The following is a 21,912-nucleotide window of genomic DNA, read 5'->3' on the forward strand; positions in this document are numbered from 1 at the left end:
TCTTAAAAAAGGAAAAATGAAGAATATAATCTTAATAAGTACCGTATTATTTACACTTATGTTTATGGGTTGTAACGATGCCCCAAAATCTGAACTTGGGCATAATGAAGCAGAAGGTGTATCAAAAACCGAATCTGGTGGGGAAGATGCACACGGCGAAGAGGAAGGTGTTGTAGTACTTTCTACGCAACAAATAGAGACCATTGGTCTGGAGACCAGAACCTTGGAAAAAAGAAACCTCGGTAACAATATCAAGGTAACCGGAAGGCTTGAGCTATATCCTCAGGACAGGGCCAATATTAGTCCTTTCGTAGGCGGAAATGTACGTTCCATCAAAGTAATCGAAGGAGATGAAGTGCGAAAAGGAGAGGTGTTGGCCTATTTGGAACATCCCGATATTATCAGTATGCAACAGGAGTACCAGGAAAAAAACGATGAACTCGTTTTCCTTAAACAGGATTTTGAGCGAAAGCAGACCCTGTATGACAAAGGCGTTTCCTCCGGGAAGGAATTTCAGATGGCACAGTCAAAGTTCCGTTCCACAACCTCAAGTGTCAACGGCCTAAAATCAAAATTGCGCTTGCTCGGTATCGATCCTTCCAAGGTGGAAGAAGGACAAATCTACTCGGCCATACCCATATCGACACCTATATCCGGCTTTGTGGATGAAGTAATGATAAGCCTGGGGGATTATGTGGCCCCCCAATCAAAAATGTTTACGGTGAGCGATAATTCAGAACTCCATTTGGATCTCAAAGTGTATGAAAAAGATATCCCCAAGGTTCAGGTAGGTCAAAAAATCCATTTTACCGTTGCCTCAAAACCGGATGAACTGTTAACGGCAGAAGTGCACTCGATAGGTAAAACCTTTGAGGAAGACCCGAAAGCCCTGCACGTTCACGCAGATATCGATAACAAAAATGGCGACCTCTTACCAGGAATGTATGCAGAAGGAAGAATCGTGCAGGGAGAGAAATCGGGCTTTGCAGTACCCGAGGAAGCCATTGTCAAAGAAGGCGAACAGTCCTTTATTTTTATTTTGGATGAAAATGAAGAAACGGAAACGAACAAAATGAAATTTAAAATGATACCGGTAACAGTTGGAATTACGGATTTAGGCTTTGTGGAAGTCAATCTTCCTTCCGAAGTTTCGAAAGAGGCTAAAGTTGTGATAAACGGAGCTTATGTGTTGTCATCAGAGAGAATAAAGGGTGAGCTGGAACACAACGATTAATTTGATAATAAGTAAAGGTTTTGATTCCGGGTTTGTTTATCGTTTTAATTAGTTAGTTGAAAATCAGAAAAGAGGCCCGGTTCACAATCGATTAAAAATCTAAATAGTATCATAATGAAAGAAATAAAAGCATTTGTAAAACCAAACCGCATCCAAAGGGTCATCGAAGCCCTTAGCGACAATGGTTTTAAAAGTATGACGCTTTCACAAGCGGAGGGTACCGGGGCGTTCAAGGCAAAAGGCGCGAAACCTTCCCTCGATTTTCACGTAACCGATAGCCCGGTGGTAAAAGTGGAGCTGGTATGTCAAAATGAGGAGGCACAAGCGGCAATCGATATTATTACGGAAAACGGTAAAACGCCGGACCCAGGGGACGGTATCATCTATTTATCGGATATAGAGGATGCCTTTCAAATCAAAACAGGGGAATCCTTAAAACGGTACGACCTTTAACCGCGTCTAAAATGGAAAAAATCGTCAAAAAACTGGAGAGCAAGGGAATACGGCCCACGCCGATGCGACTGTTAACCTATAAAAAGCTGCTGGAAAGCGAGGTAGCCATCAGTTTGGGAGAGCTGGAGAATTTTTTCGAGAAATCGGAAAGGAGCACCCTTTTCCGGACGATGAAAACATTTGAGGAAAAAAATATTGTACATCAGATAGCAGACGGTACAGGGATTATGAAATATGCACTCTGTGAGGAAAACTGTGGATGTGAGGTGGGCAGCGACCTGCACCTGCATTTTCATTGCACCCGGTGTAACGAGACAGTTTGTTTGACCGACCGTAAAATTCCACAGGTCAATCTGCCCCAAGGATATATGGCAGAGGATATCAATCTGGTCGTAAAGGGTATATGCAATAAATGCAGTGACAATTTGGATTAGCCTTCAGGCGCGGAACATTAAAAGAATACAACGATGATAGCAATCTATAAAAAAGACCGAATCATATATACCATCGCAGATAAAGAGCTGGATACCGATGATAGGGCAACCCTGATCAAAGCTCTTAACGAACATTTAAAAGAAAATGAACGGGCCGCTTGGTATATGGAAATGGGCCTTCCCGAAAAAAGGGTATGGAAAAGTAGCGTTGAGAGGTTGGATTTTTCATTTTCCGAAGAGGCACGGTTTAAGAAAATAGCCTTGGTAGGCGATAAAATATGGCAAGAACGGTTTACCGAATCGTTATTGCCGTTTAGCGAGGCTCATATAAAATTTTTCGGGCCGGAAGATGGAGATATGGCCAACAACTGGCTCGAACGATAATAACACCCCTATCGATGCAAAGAGGTAAAATAGGGATATGGCTTTTGGCAGGTTTTGCCTTTGGGGTCTTTATACTGCAACCCTTGGGCCTATCCCTTTTTCTCTTTGACCTGTCGGGCGATTCCGGTCACTGGCCAAGCTATTTTGGCGAGGCTTTTGAAACCGTATGGGGTTTTACCGATGTTGACCAAGTCCTTAAAAACCTGTTGTTCGGAATATTGGGAAGCAGCCTTGCCTTGATGGTCTTTTTCAGAAAAAAAATTTTTCAACTGAACAGGAAACGGATGGATGGGCATACCGTTCTCGAACTCATAAACAAGGGAGAGAGCAGCCGGGTGGAATTCAAGTCAAGTTTGCGATGGGACGTGCAGCAGGGCAAGGTCAACAAACAACTTGAGTTTATCATATCAAAAAACATTGCCGGGTTTATGAACACCGAGGGGGGCAAGTTGCTCATGGGTGTCGATGACGGGGGAACCATTCTGGGCCTGCAACAGGATTTCGATACGCTTAAAAAGCCGGACAGCGATGGCTTTGAGCAGTATTTGATGCAATTGATCGCCCTAAACCTGGGAACCCATCTTTGTACGCTAGTGAACGTAGCATTTTTTGGGTTTGGTCTAAAGCAAGTGTGCTGTATCGAGATTTTACCAGCCCAAATGCCGGTATATGTGACCCTTGAGGGACGGTCACGGTTTTATATACGCACGGGCAATGCCACACGCGAACTCGATTTGCCCGAAGCCCTGGTGTATATAGGTAAGGAAAAGGCACAGTACAACTAAAAACGGGAGGTTATTGGGCCATGCAGGAAGGATTATTTGCACTTCCGTTGCACAATTGTTTTAATTAGATTGATTTAAAAAAATATACAAATATGGTACGGATAATAAACTTGGAACAGGAACACCTAATTGCCGCTAAAATCAGTGGAAGACTTACAGAAAAGGATATGGAAAAGATGCATCCGCTTATCCACAACATCATAGAAAAAGGGCATAAAGTGGATTTCTATTTTGAAATGGAAGATTTTGAAGGTTATACCCTTGAAGGGTTTTGGGAAGACCTAAAAATTGATTCGGCACACTTGGGAGATTACGGCAAGATAGCCTTTGTGGGCAACAAAAAATGGCAGGAGTGGGTGGCTAAGGCAACTGAATTTTTCACTAGCTCGGAAGTTAAGTATTTTGATATTTCCGAGAAATCACAAGCCCAAAAGTGGATTAAATCTTAATTAACGATAACAAAACGATTAATAATATGAATGACAAGGAAGAACATAGCAATGACGATGGCCACAATCACGACCACGGTGGCATCTTCGGCAAAAACACGGAACTCTATTTTGCTATTTTAAGTGGGGTCACACTAATAACAGGTTTCCTATTGGAGAAATTTACAGGGGTTTCAGAAAATATTCCTTTTGGACTCTATATCGCAGCCTACTTTTTTGGCGGTTATTTTACCCTGAAGGAAGCTATAAGCAAAGTGGCCAAGGGCGAATTTGAAATCGATTTCCTGATGCTGGTCGCGGCTGCGGGGGCGGCCTATCTGGGCGAATGGGCAGAAGGAGCCTTGTTGCTGTTCCTTTTTAGTCTGGGTCACGCATTGGAAAACTATGCAATGGGCAAGGCAAAAAAGTCCATTGCGGCACTGACCGACCTCGCCCCAAAAACAGCCCTTCTCAAGAAAGATGACGATACCGTTGAAGTGGGTATTGAAGAACTACAGGTGGGCGACATCATCGTGGTGCGCCCCAATAGCAAAATATCTGCCGATGGTGTAATTGTAAAAGGTAACAGTAGTGTTGACCAGGCACCCATTACCGGGGAAAGCGTTCCGGTGGACAAAACACCAATAGAAAATCCGGACAAAGAGTATACCTCAAAAAGCAATATTCCCAATGAGAACCGTGTATTTTCAGGAACTATCAATGGTAACAATACCCTTGAAATAAAGGTAATCAAAGAGGCAAAAGATTCTACCCTCAACCGCTTGGTTACAATGGTTCAGGAGGCTCAAGACCAGAAATCGCCCACCCAGTTGTTGACCGACAAGTTTGAGCGGTACTATGTGCCAGCGGTCATTATACTGGTCGTTGCACTGAATTTTGCTTTTTTGGTCATCGATGAACCCTGCAGCGAAAGCCTATACCGTTCCTTGGCGGTATTGGTAGCTGCAAGTCCGTGCGCGCTCGCCATTTCTACGCCATCTGCTGTATTGAGTGGTGTGGCAAGGGCTGCACGTGGCGGGGTTTTGATAAAAGGTGGTCGCCCATTGGAAGATTTAGGGGTACTTACCGCATTGGCCTTTGATAAGACAGGAACGCTTACCGAAGGAAAACCAAAGCTGACCGACGTCGAAAGCTTTGGCAGCATAGATAAAAAGGAACTGTTGGAAATTGCTATTGCGGTTGAGGAACTGAGCGACCACCCCCTGGCAAAGGCAGTTGTACGGGACGGAATGGAACAGCTCGGAAAGGACACAAAGATTCCGGATGCCGATGATTTGGAGGCCGTACAGGGCAAGGGCATAAAGGCAAACTATCAAGGGAATTCCATTTACATTGGTAACCTGGAACTCTTCGAGGACATTGATAAGGGCGTACCCGACGATGTATCAGAAAAGGTAAGAGCGCTTGAAGGGGAAGGAAAGACCACGATGCTAATAAAAAGGGGCAATGAATTTATAGGGATGCTGGGGCTGATGGACACGCCACGGGAAAAAGCCAAGGAAACCCTTGCCCAACTAAAGGAAATAGGCATCAAGAAAATGATAATGCTTACGGGCGACAACCAGAAAGTGGCAGATGCCGTAGCCGAGGAAATCGGTTTGACCGAAGCACGCGGAAGCCTGCTTCCCGAAGAAAAAGTGGAGGCCATCAAAAAACTTGCGGAACAGGAAAATAAACTGGCAATGATAGGTGATGGGGTCAATGATGCCCCTGCTATGGCAAACAGTACCGTTGGTATTGCAATGGGTGCGGCGGGAAGCGACGTGGCTTTAGAAACCGCAGATATAGCACTAATGGCAGACAAACTGGAAACCTTGCCTTTTGCCATCGGTTTGAGCAGAAAAGCGAAGGCGATAATCAAGCAAAACTTATGGGTTAGCTTGGGGGTTGTTGCCCTTTTAATTCCTGCGACAATTATGAGTTGGGCAAGTATAGGGATAGCCGTGGCCATTCACGAGGGCTCTACGTTGGTAGTGGTGGTCAATGCACTGCGTTTGCTCGCCTACAAAAAATAAATTCAATAAAGGAGATTGCCTTTGAATCAAGGTTAAAAATGAACAAAACGGAAAAAATATTGTCAAATTACGGTATTCGCCCTACTCAAATGAGGTCCAAGATATACAGGTATCTGAGAAGGAAGCAAAGTGCCGTGTCCTTTTCCGACTTGAAAAAGGTCTTTGCTGAAAAGAGCGAAACCAATAAGACAGCAAACAGAACGACCTTTTATCGCAACCTTAAGATTTTTGAGGATAAAGGACTTATTCATCAGATAAATGATGGAACAGGAGTGGCAAAATTTGCAATTTCTGATGAAAATGCAAAAGGTGATTACGGTTCAGATTTACATCTGCACTTTCATTGTACCGAATGTAAGAAAACAATCTGTTTGCCAAATAAGATATCCGAAGAAAGTTTACCAGATGATTATAAAATAAACGATGTCAACTTGGTATTAAAAGGGATATGTGTGAAATGTAAGGAAAAATAACAGGTGGGAGTTCCAGAACTTTGAACCCTTGTGCCCAAGAGTCAAGTCCAAGGTTCTTCCACCTTATTTAACCAAAAAAATACAACTATAGAAAAATATGATATAACAATTATTGGTTCGTGTTTTGGCGATAATGGAATTCAGGGCAGCGGCAGAAGATATTGCACGGATGTCCCACGGACACCCCACATTTTCAGAAACCTTTAAGGAAGCCTGCTTGGCCGCTACCGAAGACAGGGCGTTGCATATATAAAATTATAAAGAAACGAAGATGAAGAAAATTCAAAAGCTAACCCAAGAAATCAACGAATTAACAGTAAGGATAGAACAAGAATATCCCGAACTCTATCGGTATTTGGATGAGAACCCCATAACTATTCCCGTAGATGATGAAGCAAAACCGACCATTAAATTGTTCACTGATTATTTGGAGAGCTTAAAATCGATTTTGGAAAAATATATGGAATCCCATAAAAAGTAAAGATTTAAAAGACCAAACGTAGAATTTAATACAGATAAATCAAATGTCCACCATAAACAAAACCACTTTTAAGGTAAGTCAAATGGATTGCCCTTCCGAAGAGCAGATGATAAGGATGAAACTGGAGTCAAATCCTCAGATCAAATATCTGGACTTTGACATTCCAAATAGAAAGTTGGATGTGTACCATCAAGGGAATGCCCAAGAAATAAATGTGGCATTGGGGGCATTAAAGTTGGGAGAAAAACTCTTGGGAACAGAAAAGGCGGAAACACCTATTGCCGAAGACGAGACAAAACAAAAGAAGATACTCTGGTGGGTCTTGTACATCAATTTTGGTTTTTTTGTTATCGAAATGACCACGGGTTGGATTTCTTCCTCGATGGGTCTAATTGCCGATTCACTGGATATGCTGGCCGATTCCATTGTATATGCATTGAGCCTTTTTGCCGTAGGCGGCGCTATTTCCAGAAAAAAGAAAGTGGCGAAATTCAGTGGCTATTTTCAGATGGCGTTGGCCCTGCTGGGATTTTCGGAAGTCGTGAGAAGGTTTTTGAGTAGTAGCGAAACCCCTTTGTTCCAATGGATGATCATCGTTTCCATTTTTGCCCTTATCGGCAACCTCGTTTCCCTATGGCTCATAAACAAAGCCAAGAGTAAGGAGGCGCATATGCAGGCAAGTGCCATCTTTACCTCAAACGACATTATTGTGAACGGCGGGGTAATACTGGCAGGTGTGTTGGTTTATTTTTTGGACAGTAAATGGCCCGATTTGGTCATTGGCGGTGTTGTGTTTGCCTTTGTGATGCGGGGGGCCATTAGAATTTTAAAATTGTCCAAATAATTTGAATGTACAATATCAAATAGTATCAAATGGCAACAAACCAATTATGGAGAAAAGAACTATAATCCTGCTGATTTTACTATTGTTGGCCATAGACCACACAATAAAAATATATGTTAAGACTAATTTTTATTATGGAGAGGAATATTATGTGTTTGGCCAGGATTGGTTTCGGTTACATTTTTGGAAAACTCCGGGATGGCCTGGGGATTCAAGTTTGGCGATGGTTATCTGGCCAAAGTTGTTTTAATTTTATTCCGGTTGGCAGCGATCATATGGGGAACCTTTTATATCAATAAGATGATTAAGAAGGGATATGCCAAGTTTTTTTTAATCAGTGCAGCATTTATATACGCAGGTGCGCTAGGCAATTTGATTGATGGAGCTTTCTACGGGATGATTTTTGAAAAAAGTGACCCGGCACTTCAAAATATTGCGGAAATATTCCCGTCGGGCGGTGGTTATTCGGGATTTTTAAACGGTAATGTGGTCGATATGTGGTTCTTTCCGATTATAGACACCAGGCTTCCGGAATGGTTGCCATTTTGGGGCGGGGATCATTTTACGTTTTTCGACCCTGTATTCAATACAGCGGATGTTTGGATCAGTACGGGAGTTCTTTTACTCCTGGTTTTTCATAAAAAACATCACAAGACAAAAAAACTCGAATAATAAACATTTGAATATACGAATGCTAACAGAACAATTTTAAACAACGATATACGATGAATGTCTGGCTTTGGGTAGTAATATTGGGCCTAGCGGCCTGGGCAGCACACTGGGGTGCGGATCGATTGTTGACTCCTTTAAAGTTGCTCCGCAAGCAATGGGGGCTTACCGCATCCGCTGGAGCCGCTTTTCTTGCCCTTTTAACGGCCAGTCCTGAAGTTGCCATCAATATAACCAGTGCGGCACGGGACGTTTCCGATATTGGCTTGGGAAATTTGTTGGGTTCCAATATTATTTCCATTCCCTTGATGGTGACCATAGCTTATTTTGCTTCAAGGAAACAGTTCAAGAACAACAAGGAACATCAAGAACATCTTGATAAAGACATTCTGGCGTTGAACAAACGTTCGGTTTCCGTACTGTCCCTTCCTTATCTGGGCATTATCGCCCTTGTGGCCATTTTAACTCTGCCCAAGCCCTGGCGTGGCCTGCAACCTGTAGACGGGTGGATTATGCTGGTCGCTTATGCTGCCTTTTTGACCCACGCAATCATAAAAGGCAAGGAAAAGGGCAAAAAAGTAGAATGGAACAAAAAACAGGTCTGGTTATCGATTGCCGGGGCCTTTGCGATAGCAGTTGGCGCTTTTTTCATAGTGAAGGCGACCGAAAATATTGTTTCTGCCCTAAATATTTCTGAAATCGTGGGAGGCCTTTTCATCACGGGCCTAATGACCACCGCACCGGAAATATTCAAGACCTGGAGCGTGGTAAAAGGGGGCGAGGTGACAGCGGGCACCACCAGTGTTATTGCAGACAATGCCGTAACGATGACGGTGGCATTTTTTCCGCTGGCTTTGGTAACCACCCCCATTGAGGACTTTGAACTGTTCTAGGTCAACCTGGCCTTTGTCGGGCTTATGCCGCTGCTTTACACATTGTTTGTGCATCAAAGCAAGGGACTACACGGTTTCGCAAAGTGGCAGATTATTGTGTTTGACGCTACGTATATCGCCTATTTACTGGTCATGGTTTTTTACGTGTTGAAACTTTTTTGATAGATGAAAAATAAACTTTTAAAGATTGCTCGATGAGGCTCAATATGCTGAATGAAAACATCCGCAAATTGGCCGTAAAGTATGCTGAAGAATACTATTGAACAAACCTATGTTCCAAGGAGGAAGCCCTTGAACGCGGCATTGTAAAAGCAGAAATGGAAGGGCGAAAGCTCTAAAAAAAGTATAGAATATGGACTGGACATTTGAAGATTTCAAAACAAATCTTGATGGCCTACAGCCGTCAGTTCGGAAGAAGGCCCTCAAAATTGCGCAAGAATTGGTAAAGGAGAATGGGTATTCTCGTGAGAAGGCCCATTACGGAGGGAATCAAAGGTGCAGAAGAATGGTTTTATGACCTTAGGGGATAGCATTGGTGCGTTGATTTAAATAAAGCACAGTATATTATGTCACGGGAAAGGAGAAAGCGGAGAATAGAGGAAAAAAAGGGTAATTCAATAAACAGGAAAGTGAAAACCAGAAAGGAGAAAGGGTATTGCCTGTTGGTATTTGTGGCAATGTTCCTTGCGGTGCTGACAATTGCCTTTCTAGATTCAATTCTATATGGTTTTTTCCTGCTTTTCAATTGAATAATTAAACCTAAAAAGAAAGATTAATGGAGTCAAATCAATAACAACAAAATGATATGAAAGATAACGGTATTTTAATACCTGTAGATTACACACAGGTTTCAAAAAATGCGGTGAGCTACGCAATAGGGCTAGCACAAGAATTGAAATCAAAACTGGTTTTTGTCCACGCCTATTCAGTGGTAGATCCATCAGGTACGCCCATCGGCATGGCAACTATGGCACACAATGTAACAGATACCACAGCATCACAAGAGAAAATCAATAAAGAAAAATTGGATAAGTTTCTAAGGGGCTTTCCTGAATTGGACAAGTTGAAATTTCAAGCAATGGTCGGTTTCGGGGCAACGGTCGATATGATTTCTGGCCTGGCTAAGGAAATGAATACCAGTCTTGTCGTTATGGGTACCAAGGGTGCGTCTTCGGGATTTGATGAAATTTTTATTGGAACCGTTACCGAAAAGGTGACACAAAAGGCACCTTGTCCGGTACTGGCCGTACCTGAAGATGCCAGCTATACTGCATATAAGCGTATCGGGGTCGCAGTGGATACGGATAGTATGGATAATAAAATAGATTTTGAAATGTTGTCCAGATTATTGGAAAACTATAATGCACAGTTGCACTTTGCACATATAGCGGACAAACAGGAAAGGGTGCTGGAGAAAGCATTTATTCGTGAAAGATTTGGCAAACTTCTTGTACCTAGGCAATGGTCTTTTACAGTTATTCAGGAAGACAAAACCGAAGAGGGTATCGATGAATTTTTGACTGAAACCCCAATTGACCTATTGGTTTTGCTTTATAGGGAACACGGATTTTTTGAGGCACTTTTCAAAAAGGGGCTAAGAAAAAAAATGTTGTATGCCTCTAAGGCCCCATTGCTGATAGTTAAGTAGCCTTTCTACCTATGTGCTGCTCTAGTAAATATTAGGTATAGCTTACTATGCGAAATTATCGTGCTTATTCTTGGCGCAGGTGGATTGGCTACGATGTGGGAAGCCGTTTTTGCGGATGTTGGTGTGGTGTTGTTAGCGATATTGAATGCGGTGCGGTTGCAGAAGATGAAATGGACTTAGGAATAGTAAGTATCGAAATATAGTATTTTATTCTAGCCAACTATCAATATCCGATAGCACAGGATTTGCATAATTAAATCAACAACCCTTTTAAGATGTAAACACTTCCTTCTTGGCAAATTACTATAAATAAATTTAGACTAAACTAAAAATATATTTATATTTGCAAAAATATAAATATAGTAATGCCTAAAATCATTCAATTTTACATTGGCCTGTCCTTAATCGCTCTACTTGGCTGTGAAAATTTCGGCCCCGAAGAACCTATGGAGTTTGAGTTATTGGATGGGCCGTTGGATGGATTGTCCGTTAGTGAGCAACAGCGTTTTTTAGCCGGGGATATTGCCTTTAACGATGATGTTTTTACCGTTGAAAAAGGCCTTGGTCCCTTGTTTGTTGGCACCAGCTGTGCAAGTTGCCATTCAGGGGATGGAAAGGGTCATCCTTTCAATCAACTTATCAGGTTCGGTAACAATGACTTGAACTTACCCTCGATGTTATCCTTTGGTGATGGCAGGAATCAAATTCAAAATAAAGCCATACCGGGTTTTGAACCGGAGACCGTGCCAGACGGCTTCCCATTTTCCATTTTGGTCGCTCCGGCAGTGACGGGATTGGGTTTGTTGGATGCTGTCCCTGACACGGATATTTTGGCTCTCGCAGACCCTTCTGATGCAAATCAAGACGGTATTAGTGGAAGGCCTCACTACAATATTCCTCCTGAATTCACCAAGATTCGGAATAATAGTGTTCCCCAGGGAAACAATTATATCTTCAGGTTTGGAAAGAAAGCGGGTAGTTATGATTTGTTGCACCAAAGCGTCAGCGCATATAACCAGGACATAGGAATTACATCCCTTTATGACCCTATAGACCCGTTCAGTGGACTTGAAGAGGATCCTGAAATAAGCACCCAGACCTTGAACGATGTCGTTTTCTACCTTAAAACCTTAAAAGCACCAATTCCCAGAAATCAAGCAGACCCCGATGTCATTGCTGGAAAAGAACTCTTTGAATCGGTACAATGTGCTGTCTGTCACACCCCCAAGTTGACCACAGGATTTTCCCCAATTGAATCGTTATCCTTTAAGGAATTTCATCCCTACTCGGATTTGTTGTTACATGACATGGGGCCTGAATTGGATGATGGATTCACCGAAGGAATTGTCGAGACTTCGGAATGGAGAACCCCACCGCTGTGGGGAATCGGTTTATCGGCCAATTCCCAAGGGGGGCAAATGTTCCTGTTACATGATGGAAGGGCTTCGAGCATTGAAGAGGCTATTGAATTGCACGGCGGCGAGGCCGATAATTCAAAAGCCCGGTATGTGTCCCTGACCCCAAAAGAAAAATCACAACTGATAAAATTCATTAATTCCCTATAGGTGCATAGAAAAGATTTTATTAAACAATTTGGATATCTGATTGCAGTCCTGCCAGCTTCCTCCGCTTTACTCAGTAGTTGCGCAGGCCTGTATTATGCATCCTTTGTTGAAGAAGGAGGAGTGCTACGAGTTTCAAAGGGTGAGTTTCAGCAGGTGAAAGGGGGAAAGCAGATTGAACGAGATTTCGTGGTCATCCAGGGCGATTCCATGCGATACCCCATCGGAATTTTCAAAACACAAAACAATGTTTATCTGGCCAGTTTGATGCAATGTACCCACAGGGGCTGTGAACTCAACATTGGCGGCGGCATATTCAATTGTCCATGTCATGGCAGTGAGTTCGACCGTTCAGGCAGGGTTTTAGAAGGGCCGGCCGAAGAAAACCTAAAATCATTTGAAACAACCGCCGATAATGAAAATATTTATGTGCATGTCTCATAAAATATATGCAGCCCTTGCTTTAATGAACATTTGCGTTTCAACCCTAAGCTCGCAAACTAGCGACAGGGACAGTATTCAGGAATCGATGAATATGGATGCGGTTTATGACCGTCCGTTTTTGACTTTCGATAAATTTCCAGTCAATCTGGGTGGTTATCTAGAGGCGAACTCAATTTACAGTGTTGAGGACGGATTGTCGGAGGGGCTTTCTTTTCAGGCCCGAAGATTGACCCTTTTTGTCTCGGCTTCTATTTCAAAGCGCATTAAGTTTTTGACCGAATTGGAATTTGAAAACGGGACAGAGGAAATTGCCATTGAATTCGCCTCAATGGACATTTCCTTGCACCCCTTGTTGAATCTTAGGGGAGGTATCGTACTGAATCCAATAGGATCCTTTAACCAAAACCACGACGGTCCAAAATGGGAGTTTGTCGAACGGCCAGATGTCAGCACCAATTTGTTGCCCGCCACTTTCTCCAATGCCGGATTTGGTATATATGGAAAGGCATATAAGGGAGCTTGGACCTTGGGATATGAAGCATACCTCACCAATGGCTTTGATACAAGCATTATAGATAATGAGGAAGAAAGGACATTTTTGGCCGCAGTCAAGGAGAATTCCTCGCGTTTCGAGGAGAATTTTAGCGGCAATGCTCTCCTCAATGGAAAGTTCGCCATCAAGCACAGAAAATTAGGGGAATTGGGCATTTCCTATATGGGCGGGGCATACAACAGGAAAGAAGTTGATGGGCTTCAGGTTGATACAAAATCAAGAAGGGCAGATGTTCTTGCGCTGGATTTAAATACTGCCATAAAAAAAACGGGAACAAGGTTTATTGGTGAAATGGCCTATATATGGGTTGATGTTTCGGACACTTTTACCCAGCAGTTTGGCAATCGGCAGGTTGGTTTTTTTGTGGATATTGTTCAACCGGTACTAAAGACCGAAGTATTGGACTGGGAAGATGCCGTACTCAACCTGTCGCTCAGAACGGATTATGTGGACTACAACATGGGCAAGTTTGCCCAAACCAATACGAATATTGGGGATGACCTGTTCGCTATAACACCGGCACTAAGCTTTAGGCCCACGCCACAGACCGTTCTAAGGATCAACTACAGATACCAATGGCAACAGGATATTCTTAACAATCCAGCCTCAAGAACGGCTACATGGTATTTTGGATTCAGCACCTATTTTTAATAAAATATTCTACATAGCTGCTTTGATTTCATATCGGGTAGAATGTACTTAAGTAAGGTGTGATTTTAAAAGAGCATCGATGGATAATATTATTTAAGTATTTGCTTAAATAATTATATTAATATATCTTTGTCAAAAACAGTACTATGGCACTTGAATTAAGTTGTACGCGCGCCGAGGCCGACCAAAAGCAGCTAATGCGTTGTCGCGAAACCTTGGGAACAAACTCAGAGGCGATTGTCGAAATCAGCAAAGTGCTAGCCTTGGCCGGTAACGAAACGCGATTAAGGATACTATTCCTGTTAAATGAGGAAGGCGAGCTTTGTCCCTGCGATTTTGCCGATATACTTGAAATGAGTGTCCCTGCGATTTCCCAGCATATCCGTAAAATGAAGGATGTGGGATTGATTACTTCGAGACGTGAAGGGCAAATCTTGTATTATTCATTGGTCCAGAATCATAACGAAGTATTGGACAATGTATTTACCAAAATTCAGAAAAACAAAAAGGTAGCATAAAATGGAAACAGGAAAAACCTCGAACAAGGTCGCCTATGCAGGAATATTGACGGCCATAGCGGCATCAATATGTTGTATAACCCCAGTTTTGGCATTGATTGCCGGAACCAGTGGAATCGCATCCACGTTTTCTTGGGTGGAACCATTTCGGCCTTATCTTATCGGCATCACTATACTCGTTTTGGTCTTTGCCTGGTACCAGAAACTACGACCAAAAACACAGGAGGAAATTGACTGTGCCTGTGAGGATGATGCAAAACCCTCCTTTTGGCAATCCCAAAGCTTTCTTTTAATAGTTACAGTTTTCGCGGGATTGATGCTGGCATTTCCATATTACTCCAATATGTTTTATGCACAGCCCAGTAAGGACATTGTCTATGTCTCGCAATCCAATATTGTAAAGCACACTTTTAATGTTGAGGGAATGACCTGCGCAGGGTGTGAAGCCCACGTAGAGAGCGAGGTCAACAAACTGGGTGGCATATTATCGGTCAAGGCAAGTTACGAAGGTGCGAATACCGTAGTGGAATATGATAAAACCAAAACCGATTTTGTCGCAATCCGAAAGGCCATTAACAGCACAGGTTATAAAGTAATCGATGGTGAAAATAAAGAAAACGAGTAGATGAAAAAGTACGATGTCTTTGTTATCGGTTCTGGGATGGCAGGGATGACCGTTGCAAATAAATGTGCTTCCAAAGGCCTTAAGGTAGGCATTACGGATGAATTGCCATATGGTGGAACCTGTGCGCTAAGAGGTTGCGACCCCAAAAAGGTAATCATCGGTGCGACCGAAGTAAGGGATTCTGCTATGCGCCTAAAAGGAAAGGGTATCGATACGGTTCCCGTTGTCAATTGGCGGGATATAATGGCTTTCAAGCAGACCTTTGTTGACGAAATGCCGCCCAAAATAGAAAAAGGAAACAGGCATAATGATATAGACACCTATCATTCTTCGGCAAAATTTCTGTCCAAAAATACCCTACAGTTGGGAACAGATACTATCGAAGCCGACAAGATTGTGATTGCAACGGGCGCAAAACCAAGGGTACTGGATTTTGAAGGTGGGTACTTGGCACTTTCGAGTACCGATTTCCTCAATCTAAAGGAGCTGCCCCAATCCCTGCTCTTTATTGGCGGAGGTTACATCGCCTTTGAATTTGCACATATCGCCGCCCGTTGTGGTGCCGATGTAACTATTGTACATAGGGGCAAACGACCTTTGGAAAACTTTGAACAGGATATTGTAGTACACTTGATAAATGCCACGAAGGAATTGGGAATAAAACTGGTTCTAGCGACCGAAGTTTCTAAAATCGAAAAGAGAGATAACCACTATACAGTTACAGGAACTACCGACGGTAAAGAAATGACATTTAGAACGGAAACCGTTTTCAATTCGGCCGGTCGCCAGCCTGCAATTTTTGATTTGGAGCTGGACAAGTCCGGAATATTCTTTTCAAAAGAAGGGGTTGCCGTCAACGAATATCTTCAAAGCGCATCGAACCCAAATGTTTATGCGGCCGGAGATGCGACAGATTCAAAAGGACTGCCCCTGACACCTGTAGCCGTTATGGAAGGACATATTGTAGCTTCGAATATCATCAAGGGGAACACGAAAAAAGTGAGCTATCCACCGATGCCCTCCGTGGTTTTCACTTTGCCAACATTAGCAGCCGTAGGTCTGACCGAGGCAGAGGCCAAATCACAAAAAATCGAATATCAGGTCAATTATAACGAGGTGGGCAATTGGTTCAACGCAGAGCGGTTGAATGTTAAGGAATATGCCTTTAAGACTATTGTCGATAAAGAATATCATACGATACTGGGAGCACATTTAATTGGTCCCAACGCCGAGGAAACCATTAATTTGTTCGCAATAGCGATAAAGACCAAGATGAGAATCAACGATTTAAGGACGATGATTTTTTCTTATCCAACATTATCCTCGGATATTCCCTATATGCTTTAACAAACTATCAAAATTTATGAAAAGTGATGAATACACTAAAAAGCACTGGGAAGAGGTTTATACCGGAAAAAGTGATGAAGAAGTAAGTTGGTTTGAAGGGAAACCCTCGACTTCATTGGATATTATAGCTTCCCTTGACTTACCCAAAGATAGTTCAATTATTGATATTGGCGGGGGGAACTCAAACCTTATAAGTCATTTGTTGGAAAATGGCTATAACAACCTGTCCATTCTTGATATTTCAGAAAATGCACTTCAGCGTACCAAATCAAAATTAGGCAAGTCAGCCGCAAAGGTGCAGTGGATAAATTCGGACATATTGAATTTTGAACCGACCCAAGACTTTGAGTTATGGCACGACCGGGCTACTTTTCATTTCTTCACACGGGAAGAAGATATCTTAAAGTATATTGACATACTGGGTCGTTCCCTTAAGACGGGAGCGTATTTTATACTGGCAACTTTTTCGACCACCGGGCCAAAAAGATGTAGTGGATTGGAGATTACCCAATATTCTCCTGAAAAACTAAAGGAATTGTTTAAAGTAGATTTCACCCTATTGGAATCCTTTGAAAAAATTCATAAAACCCCTTTTAAAACAGAGCAAAATTTTATTTATAACCTGTTTCAGAAAAAATAATATGAACTACGAGAGAATCCTTTTAAATTCAACCATTACCTGCCCTAAGTGCAGTTTTAAAAAAGAGGAAGAAATGCCCATAACGGCCTGCCAATTTTTCTACGAATGCAATAATTGCAAAGCCCTGTTAAAGCCGAAAGAGGGGGATTGTTGTGTATTTTGTTCCTATGGTACGGTAGCCTGCCCACCAATACAAGAAGGCTCTGGTTGTTGTTGAATAATTTCAGGATAAATTTGTAGAGCACCCCCAGTACAATTATATATTGCCAAAATTTTAAAATCGATGATACCACGAGATTTAAGCAAGGACATAAAAACGAGGTTGCAAAGTATCAATGGGCAAATTGGTGGCCTCATTAAAATGCTCGATGAAGATACAGACCCAGAGAAGATTTTAATACAGTTCAAGGCAGCACAGAAAGGATTGGATAAAGCCCATTTTCTGTTACTGGACGAAGTTTATCGAAAAGCTTTGGCCATAAAAATATCCGAAACTGTCAAGGCCTGCCCCGGAAATTGTGGCAATGAAGACCGTATCGAATTTATAAGAAAACAGTTTCCAGATTTGGAATTGGACAACCTAACTGAAAAGATGAAGGAAATCGATGTGCTCAAGGCCAAGCTTGAAGCATACAAAAATGGTTGAATCCTTCCAATTAGCATAGCATTTATGGCCCACGAAACGTGGGTCATTTTTTTTGAAATTTTATTTGGAGACCACCCCACCCACCATTCTACCTTTAAACTGTTGTTATGATTTACTAACAATGAAACGATTTATGAATAATTAAAATTGAAAGAATGAAACGTCAAGTAGAAGTTTTTACGGCCAATTGTCCAGTCTGCGACCCGGTGGTCAAAATGATCAGGGAATTGGCTTGTGATAAATGTGAGGTAACGACCTATGATTTGGTCCAGCAGTGTGAAGACAAGATTTGTCTTGATAAGTTGGATGAATACGGCATAAAGAAAGTTCCCGCTGTGATAGTGAACGGCAAATTGCTGGACTGCTGTAAGGACTCGGCCATTACCAAGGAAAGATTGATGGAAGCAGGAATTGGACAATCATAATTAAAAAACGGTTAAGTATGATTCGCAAAATATTCCCGAAAATATCGCTGAACATTAGCTATCTACTATTGATATTGCTATTGGCCGTAACAGGAATGGCGATGGCCCAGGGTCACGGCCCTTTATATGGTTTGCAGACACCGACTTTGGCCAAAGGTGGTGTAGATTTGAACGTGGCAAGTATGAGTTTGAGCACGGAAGATGAAACGTCTTATATGCTCCGCTATCTGTTTTCCTATGGCATTACGGAAGACCTGCAGATCAACCTGACCACCCCCACGATGATAGAACGGTTGGGTGATGCACCAAGGACAAGGGGCAATAGCAATATGCCCGCCAACGGTGATATTGAGGCTTCTCTTTGGTACCGTTTTTTCTCGAATGCTTTTGGGGTGGGAAAGCGTTTTGAGTCCACGGCCATCGTGGGTGTTTCTGCACCAACCGATGATGTCAGGGGACAGGTCAACGTGGGCAACTCGGTACATGCGGCCATTTCAACGGGCTATGCCTCGCGCACATGGTATGGATGGATTGGGGGTGGTTATCAATATTATTTTAAGAAAGGTGGCGAACAATTGGGCGACCTGCCCTACGCCAGTGCGGTAGTGGGGTATCGCCCCAATATATTTATGGGGGATTACCCAAAGCCCGATTGGCGCATCTTTATCGAATCGCTGGCCGAATTCCCCGGCGACAATAAATTTGAGGGGCAAATGGACTTTACAGATTCGCGCAGTACAAAAATACTGGTCGGGCCCTCTTTTCTTGGACTGTATGGTGCTTGGGGAATATCGTTCGGTGCGATGTTTCCGGTCGTACAGGACTTGACACTTGGGGCAGTGAAAGAAAGGTATCGATTGGCCATAAACTTAAGCTATTGGTTATAAAGCAAGAATTTTAAAAATGTATAGAATGAGAAATATATTTAGAATTATGATGATAGGTCTATTCGGAATTGGCACAGCATCGGGGCAAATTACCAAAGTTGACCAAGAAGTTTATGGAATGGATTGCGCCCCTTGCGCCTATGGCCTAGAGCGGGGACTGAAAAAGATGGATGGGCTTCAGGAAGTGCGTGTCAGCCTCAATGACGGAAAGGCATATATGGGATTGGCTGCCGAGAACGGACTTAAATTACGTAGCATTCAGGAAGAGGTAAAAAAGAACGGTTTTTCGGCAAAAAAAGCTGAAGTGACCCTAATTGGAAACGCAACGAAAGAAGATGGCCAATGGTACATTGAGACCGCTAATGAACGATTTTCGGTATCGCAGGATACTCCTAAGGCGTTGTTACAAAAATTAACCGTTGGAACAGCAACCATAAGCGGAACGGTACAGGATGAGGAAGATGATAACCTCTCTGGCCAATGGTCCATCGTACTAACCAAAATCGAATAGGTTTTATGAAGACTATTTCCAAAATGGTATTGGGAAGCAGCTTGGTTGCCGTCCTTCTTCCCTTGATATGCTGTTTTTTGCCTGCTCTGCTATCGGTCGGCGCGGGATTTGGTTTCTTGGGCTCAACTTTTGAATGGGTACATCCTGCCCAACCCTCTCTGACCATCTTTTCGGCCGGTGCCCTTGGGTTCGCCCATTTAAGGAATTTTCAAAATTCAAGAAAATGCAGTGGAGAGGAAACCTGCCAAAACGACAAAAGGAAACGCATTATCAACACTTGGTTTCTCTGGACATTTACCTTGCTGATTCTTGCTCTTATGATTTTAAACTACTGGTATGAACTTTAGAAAGTTATTCATTTTTTCGGTTTTTGCTTTGGTTCTTCTCACATCTGGTTGTGAAAGAACGAAAGAACAATGGCAGTTCGAACGGAAAATTATACTTCCCAAAGAAGCCCGCCCCTTGGCTTTGGCCAAGGACGAGGAGGCCATTTGGTTTTCAGATCCGGATTATTTCCGCTTGTATAAAATCGACCTGAATGGAAAGGTGTTGGATTCCATCACGGGGATACAACGGCCGATGAACATCCATATGGATAAGGAAACACTTTACATACCCGAATTCTTGACCGACACCATCTGGCAATATAAAAAAGGTAAAACCAGTCCGTTGAAAATCAACAAACGACCACAGGCCCCGGCGGGTGTTTCTGTATATGGGGATACCATTCTGGTAGCCGATTTCTATAACCATCGTATCATCGTTCAGACACCAAATTATAGCTATACTATTGGAAAGCAAGGCCATAATGAGGGCCAATTGTATTATCCAATAGATGTAAAACTAAAGGATGGTAAGGTATTCGTGGCCGATGCGTACAACCATCGGGTTCAGGTCTTTGATTTTGATGGAAACCACATCAAGACTATCGGCTTAAATGAAAAAATGAATGTGGCCTCCGGCATTGCTTTGAGCACTAATGAATTAGCCATCACCGACCAAGAAAATAGCCGGATATTAATTTTTGATTATCAAGGAAAGTTGCTGCAAATATTAAAGGAAGGCATTTTCTATCCAACAGATATTCACTTTGACAAGGGAAGGCTTTTCATCGCCAATTTCAAGGACAATTCTATATCCCATTATGGCAAGTAATATCAATTGGATATTATTATAAAAGCTATCTTATGCGTTCATACTCCGTAAATTCGAACGTAGTCTCGCCATTTTCGTTTTTATCCGATTCAGTTCTGACAAGTAATTGTTGGGCATTTAATTGAATTACAATATGGTATTCACTTGTATTAAAATTAACATGGCTCAGTTTTCCTGATTCTTCGAGAGACCAAGTGCCAATTTCAGTGAAAGTTTTTGATATCTGGCTATGACAGGCAATTGCCCCGATTCCCCAGAAATAGCGGTTATCTTCTTGCTCGTCGCCCTTAACATATCTGATAATGTCATCTTTTCGGCAATTTTCGAATTGGGCAAACAAATCTTCCAAGGGCTCCAATATGCCCAATGAATCATTGGGTTGTCCTCTAAATTCTGCAATTCTTTTCCAATCTCCTGCTAAATTATTTTCGGTAAACAAAAGGTTGACTTGTTGTGAACTTTGGTCGTCTTTTTTGCAAGACCACATAACCAACAAGGAAAGTGATAATATGTAAATTGTTTGTTTTGGCATTACTTGATTGACATAAAGTTACATCTTATCCTAACATTAAGTACATCTATTTTAAAGAACTATAGTTAGATAGGTTCCAAGTTGTTTTAAATGGCCATTCACTAAATAATTTCAAAATACAAATAAGATTCTTGCATTGGAATTTAGACCTGTTGGGTTGTTAAGGCCAAAAAAGTCTATCCGATTAGCGATGTTGCTTTTACGTTTCCCGTCGTTTTCCTGAAATCTCAAGTATTTTGATCTGATAGACAATCGGATTTCCCCTTTCGTATAATTTGCTCGAAAATTCATTGATAAACTCAACCTCTCTCCGTTCTTTTCTACGGATAATGCTCTTCACGCCTTCTGTAAAAAGGTGTAACTTTTGTTTGGCAATGTTGCCCTCAAGTTCTTCGAATGTGCCGTGCACCATGGCCGATTCCCAATTGAACATCGATTGTATTTCTTCTACCTGTACGGTAACCGAGTTGTTATTTCGCATTGCATTGATTTTATGGCCATCCGAGGTATAGCTAATGATCGTATTGTCGGCAGGATCAAAATAATAGGTGATGGGAATCAAATAAGGCTTCCCTTGCCATAGATAGGCCAAGTGGCCGAGGTAATTGTTTCTGAGGACACGCTCAATCGCACTAGTTGTTAAATCTGTCATTG

30 protein-coding genes are annotated in these 21,912 nt (G+C 42.3%); 28 read left to right on the forward strand and 2 right to left on the reverse strand.

Translation table 11 applies throughout. The features are described 5' to 3' along the window. Positions 1–16 precede the first annotated feature (16 nt). The 28 genes from ACZ41C_RS15025 (at position 17) to ACZ41C_RS15160 (ending at position 20,726) form a co-directional block, all read left to right on the forward strand. Positions 17–1,234: an efflux RND transporter periplasmic adaptor subunit gene (locus ACZ41C_RS15025; protein ID WP_414459850.1), complete on the forward strand. Its 1,218-nt coding sequence runs from the start codon at positions 17–19 to the stop codon at positions 1,232–1,234. Positions 1,235–1,348: 114 nt separating this feature from the next. After that, on the forward strand, positions 1,349–1,687 hold the full coding sequence (locus tag ACZ41C_RS15030) for a P-II family nitrogen regulator (RefSeq protein WP_464562601.1): 339 nt from the start codon (positions 1,349–1,351) through the stop codon (positions 1,685–1,687). Positions 1,688–1,698: 11 nt separating this feature from the next. Then, positions 1,699–2,121, forward strand: coding sequence for a Fur family transcriptional regulator (locus tag ACZ41C_RS15035; protein ID WP_414459961.1), 423 nt, complete (start codon positions 1,699–1,701; stop codon positions 2,119–2,121). A gap of 33 nt (positions 2,122–2,154) precedes the next feature. Next, a complete protein-coding gene (locus ACZ41C_RS15040) occupies positions 2,155–2,505 on the forward strand; it encodes a SpoIIAA family protein (RefSeq protein WP_414459851.1) in 351 nt (116 codons plus the stop codon). Positions 2,506–2,519: 14 nt separating this feature from the next. Beyond that, on the forward strand, positions 2,520–3,290 hold the full coding sequence (locus ACZ41C_RS15045; protein WP_464562603.1) for an AlbA family DNA-binding domain-containing protein: 771 nt from the start codon (positions 2,520–2,522) through the stop codon (positions 3,288–3,290). A gap of 92 nt (positions 3,291–3,382) precedes the next feature. Further along, complete coding sequence (locus ACZ41C_RS15050) at positions 3,383–3,739, forward strand: SpoIIAA family protein (RefSeq protein WP_414459853.1); 357 nt, start codon at positions 3,383–3,385, stop codon at positions 3,737–3,739. Between the two features lie 26 nt (positions 3,740–3,765). Then, complete coding sequence (locus ACZ41C_RS15055) at positions 3,766–5,754, forward strand: heavy metal translocating P-type ATPase (RefSeq protein ID WP_414459854.1); 1,989 nt, start codon at positions 3,766–3,768, stop codon at positions 5,752–5,754. 38 nt (positions 5,755–5,792) lie between these two features. Then, the gene (locus ACZ41C_RS15060) at positions 5,793–6,227 is read left to right on the forward strand and encodes a Fur family transcriptional regulator (protein WP_414459855.1); all 435 of its coding nucleotides are present in this window, start codon (positions 5,793–5,795) and stop codon (positions 6,225–6,227) included. A 124-nt stretch (positions 6,228–6,351) separates the two neighbouring features. Further along, on the forward strand, positions 6,352–6,480 hold the full coding sequence (locus tag ACZ41C_RS15065) for a hypothetical protein (RefSeq protein WP_256621137.1): 129 nt from the start codon (positions 6,352–6,354) through the stop codon (positions 6,478–6,480). Positions 6,481–6,498: 18 nt separating this feature from the next. Beyond that, positions 6,499–6,708, forward strand: a complete 210-nt coding sequence (locus tag ACZ41C_RS15070) for a hypothetical protein (RefSeq protein ID WP_109649868.1) — start codon at positions 6,499–6,501, stop codon at positions 6,706–6,708. 43 nt (positions 6,709–6,751) lie between these two features. Beyond that, the gene (locus ACZ41C_RS15075) at positions 6,752–7,552 is read left to right on the forward strand and encodes a cation efflux transmembrane domain-containing protein (protein WP_414459857.1); all 801 of its coding nucleotides are present in this window, start codon (positions 6,752–6,754) and stop codon (positions 7,550–7,552) included. A 198-nt stretch (positions 7,553–7,750) separates the two neighbouring features. After that, complete coding sequence (locus tag ACZ41C_RS15080) at positions 7,751–8,224, forward strand: signal peptidase II (protein ID WP_414459858.1); 474 nt, start codon at positions 7,751–7,753, stop codon at positions 8,222–8,224. A 53-nt stretch (positions 8,225–8,277) separates the two neighbouring features. After that, positions 8,278–9,114 (forward strand): sodium:calcium antiporter, encoded by an 837-nt coding sequence (locus ACZ41C_RS15085; RefSeq protein WP_464562606.1) that lies wholly within the window; start codon positions 8,278–8,280, stop codon positions 9,112–9,114. Between the two features lie 805 nt (positions 9,115–9,919). Next, the gene (locus tag ACZ41C_RS15090; RefSeq protein WP_275615882.1) at positions 9,920–10,762 is read left to right on the forward strand and encodes a universal stress protein; all 843 of its coding nucleotides are present in this window, start codon (positions 9,920–9,922) and stop codon (positions 10,760–10,762) included. A gap of 365 nt (positions 10,763–11,127) precedes the next feature. After that, positions 11,128–12,327 (forward strand): di-heme oxidoredictase family protein, encoded by a 1,200-nt coding sequence (locus ACZ41C_RS15095; protein ID WP_275615881.1) that lies wholly within the window; start codon positions 11,128–11,130, stop codon positions 12,325–12,327. 120 nt (positions 12,328–12,447) lie between these two features. Next, entirely contained in the window at positions 12,448–12,768 is a 321-nt protein-coding gene (locus ACZ41C_RS15100; RefSeq protein WP_464562608.1) for a QcrA and Rieske domain-containing protein, read from the forward strand. Next, the gene (locus tag ACZ41C_RS15105; RefSeq protein ID WP_464562610.1) at positions 12,758–13,972 is read left to right on the forward strand and encodes a hypothetical protein; all 1,215 of its coding nucleotides are present in this window, start codon (positions 12,758–12,760) and stop codon (positions 13,970–13,972) included. Before ACZ41C_RS15100 ends, ACZ41C_RS15105 begins: the two co-directional genes overlap by 11 nt. Positions 13,973–14,118: 146 nt before the next feature. Beyond that, positions 14,119–14,490 (forward strand): ArsR/SmtB family transcription factor, encoded by a 372-nt coding sequence (locus tag ACZ41C_RS15110; protein ID WP_275615877.1) that lies wholly within the window; start codon positions 14,119–14,121, stop codon positions 14,488–14,490. Position 14,491: 1 nt separating this feature from the next. Then, positions 14,492–15,115 carry a mercuric transport protein MerTP gene (gene merTP, locus ACZ41C_RS15115; RefSeq protein WP_275615876.1) on the forward strand — a complete coding sequence of 208 codons (624 nt, stop codon included), beginning with the start codon at positions 14,492–14,494 and terminating at the stop codon, positions 15,113–15,115. Next, positions 15,116–16,462: a dihydrolipoyl dehydrogenase family protein gene (locus tag ACZ41C_RS15120; protein WP_464562613.1), complete on the forward strand. Its 1,347-nt coding sequence runs from the start codon at positions 15,116–15,118 to the stop codon at positions 16,460–16,462. 16 nt (positions 16,463–16,478) lie between these two features. Beyond that, entirely contained in the window at positions 16,479–17,102 is a 624-nt protein-coding gene (locus ACZ41C_RS15125) for a class I SAM-dependent methyltransferase (RefSeq protein ID WP_275615874.1), read from the forward strand. Position 17,103: 1 nt separating this feature from the next. After that, positions 17,104–17,319, forward strand: a complete 216-nt coding sequence (locus ACZ41C_RS15130; RefSeq protein WP_464562615.1) for a GDCCVxC domain-containing (seleno)protein — start codon at positions 17,104–17,106, stop codon at positions 17,317–17,319. Positions 17,320–17,385: 66 nt separating this feature from the next. Beyond that, complete coding sequence (locus tag ACZ41C_RS15135; RefSeq protein WP_275615872.1) at positions 17,386–17,748, forward strand: metal-sensitive transcriptional regulator; 363 nt, start codon at positions 17,386–17,388, stop codon at positions 17,746–17,748. Positions 17,749–17,903: 155 nt separating this feature from the next. Continuing rightward, the gene (locus tag ACZ41C_RS15140; protein WP_275615871.1) at positions 17,904–18,173 is read left to right on the forward strand and encodes a thioredoxin family protein; all 270 of its coding nucleotides are present in this window, start codon (positions 17,904–17,906) and stop codon (positions 18,171–18,173) included. A gap of 17 nt (positions 18,174–18,190) precedes the next feature. Further along, positions 18,191–19,060 carry a hypothetical protein gene (locus ACZ41C_RS15145; RefSeq protein ID WP_275615870.1) on the forward strand — a complete coding sequence of 290 codons (870 nt, stop codon included), beginning with the start codon at positions 18,191–18,193 and terminating at the stop codon, positions 19,058–19,060. 25 nt (positions 19,061–19,085) lie between these two features. Beyond that, positions 19,086–19,571 (forward strand): heavy-metal-associated domain-containing protein, encoded by a 486-nt coding sequence (locus ACZ41C_RS15150; protein WP_275615869.1) that lies wholly within the window; start codon positions 19,086–19,088, stop codon positions 19,569–19,571. A 5-nt stretch (positions 19,572–19,576) separates the two neighbouring features. Beyond that, positions 19,577–19,918 carry a hypothetical protein gene (locus ACZ41C_RS15155; RefSeq protein WP_275615868.1) on the forward strand — a complete coding sequence of 114 codons (342 nt, stop codon included), beginning with the start codon at positions 19,577–19,579 and terminating at the stop codon, positions 19,916–19,918. Beyond that, complete coding sequence (locus ACZ41C_RS15160) at positions 19,908–20,726, forward strand: NHL repeat-containing protein (RefSeq protein WP_275615867.1); 819 nt, start codon at positions 19,908–19,910, stop codon at positions 20,724–20,726. The genes ACZ41C_RS15155 and ACZ41C_RS15160 overlap by 11 nt, the downstream gene beginning before the upstream one ends. Before the next feature lie 25 nt (positions 20,727–20,751). On the opposite strand, the gene ACZ41C_RS15165 is transcribed toward ACZ41C_RS15160, so the two are convergent. Then, positions 20,752–21,258: a hypothetical protein gene (locus tag ACZ41C_RS15165; RefSeq protein WP_275615866.1), complete on the reverse strand. Its 507-nt coding sequence runs from the start codon at positions 21,256–21,258 to the stop codon at positions 20,752–20,754. A gap of 199 nt (positions 21,259–21,457) precedes the next feature. Then, a complete protein-coding gene (locus tag ACZ41C_RS15170; RefSeq protein WP_275615865.1) occupies positions 21,458–21,910 on the reverse strand; it encodes a pyridoxamine 5'-phosphate oxidase family protein in 453 nt (150 codons plus the stop codon). Between the last annotated feature and the right edge of the window lie 2 nt (positions 21,911–21,912).

This window comes from Maribacter sp. C-4077 (genome assembly GCF_055378385.1).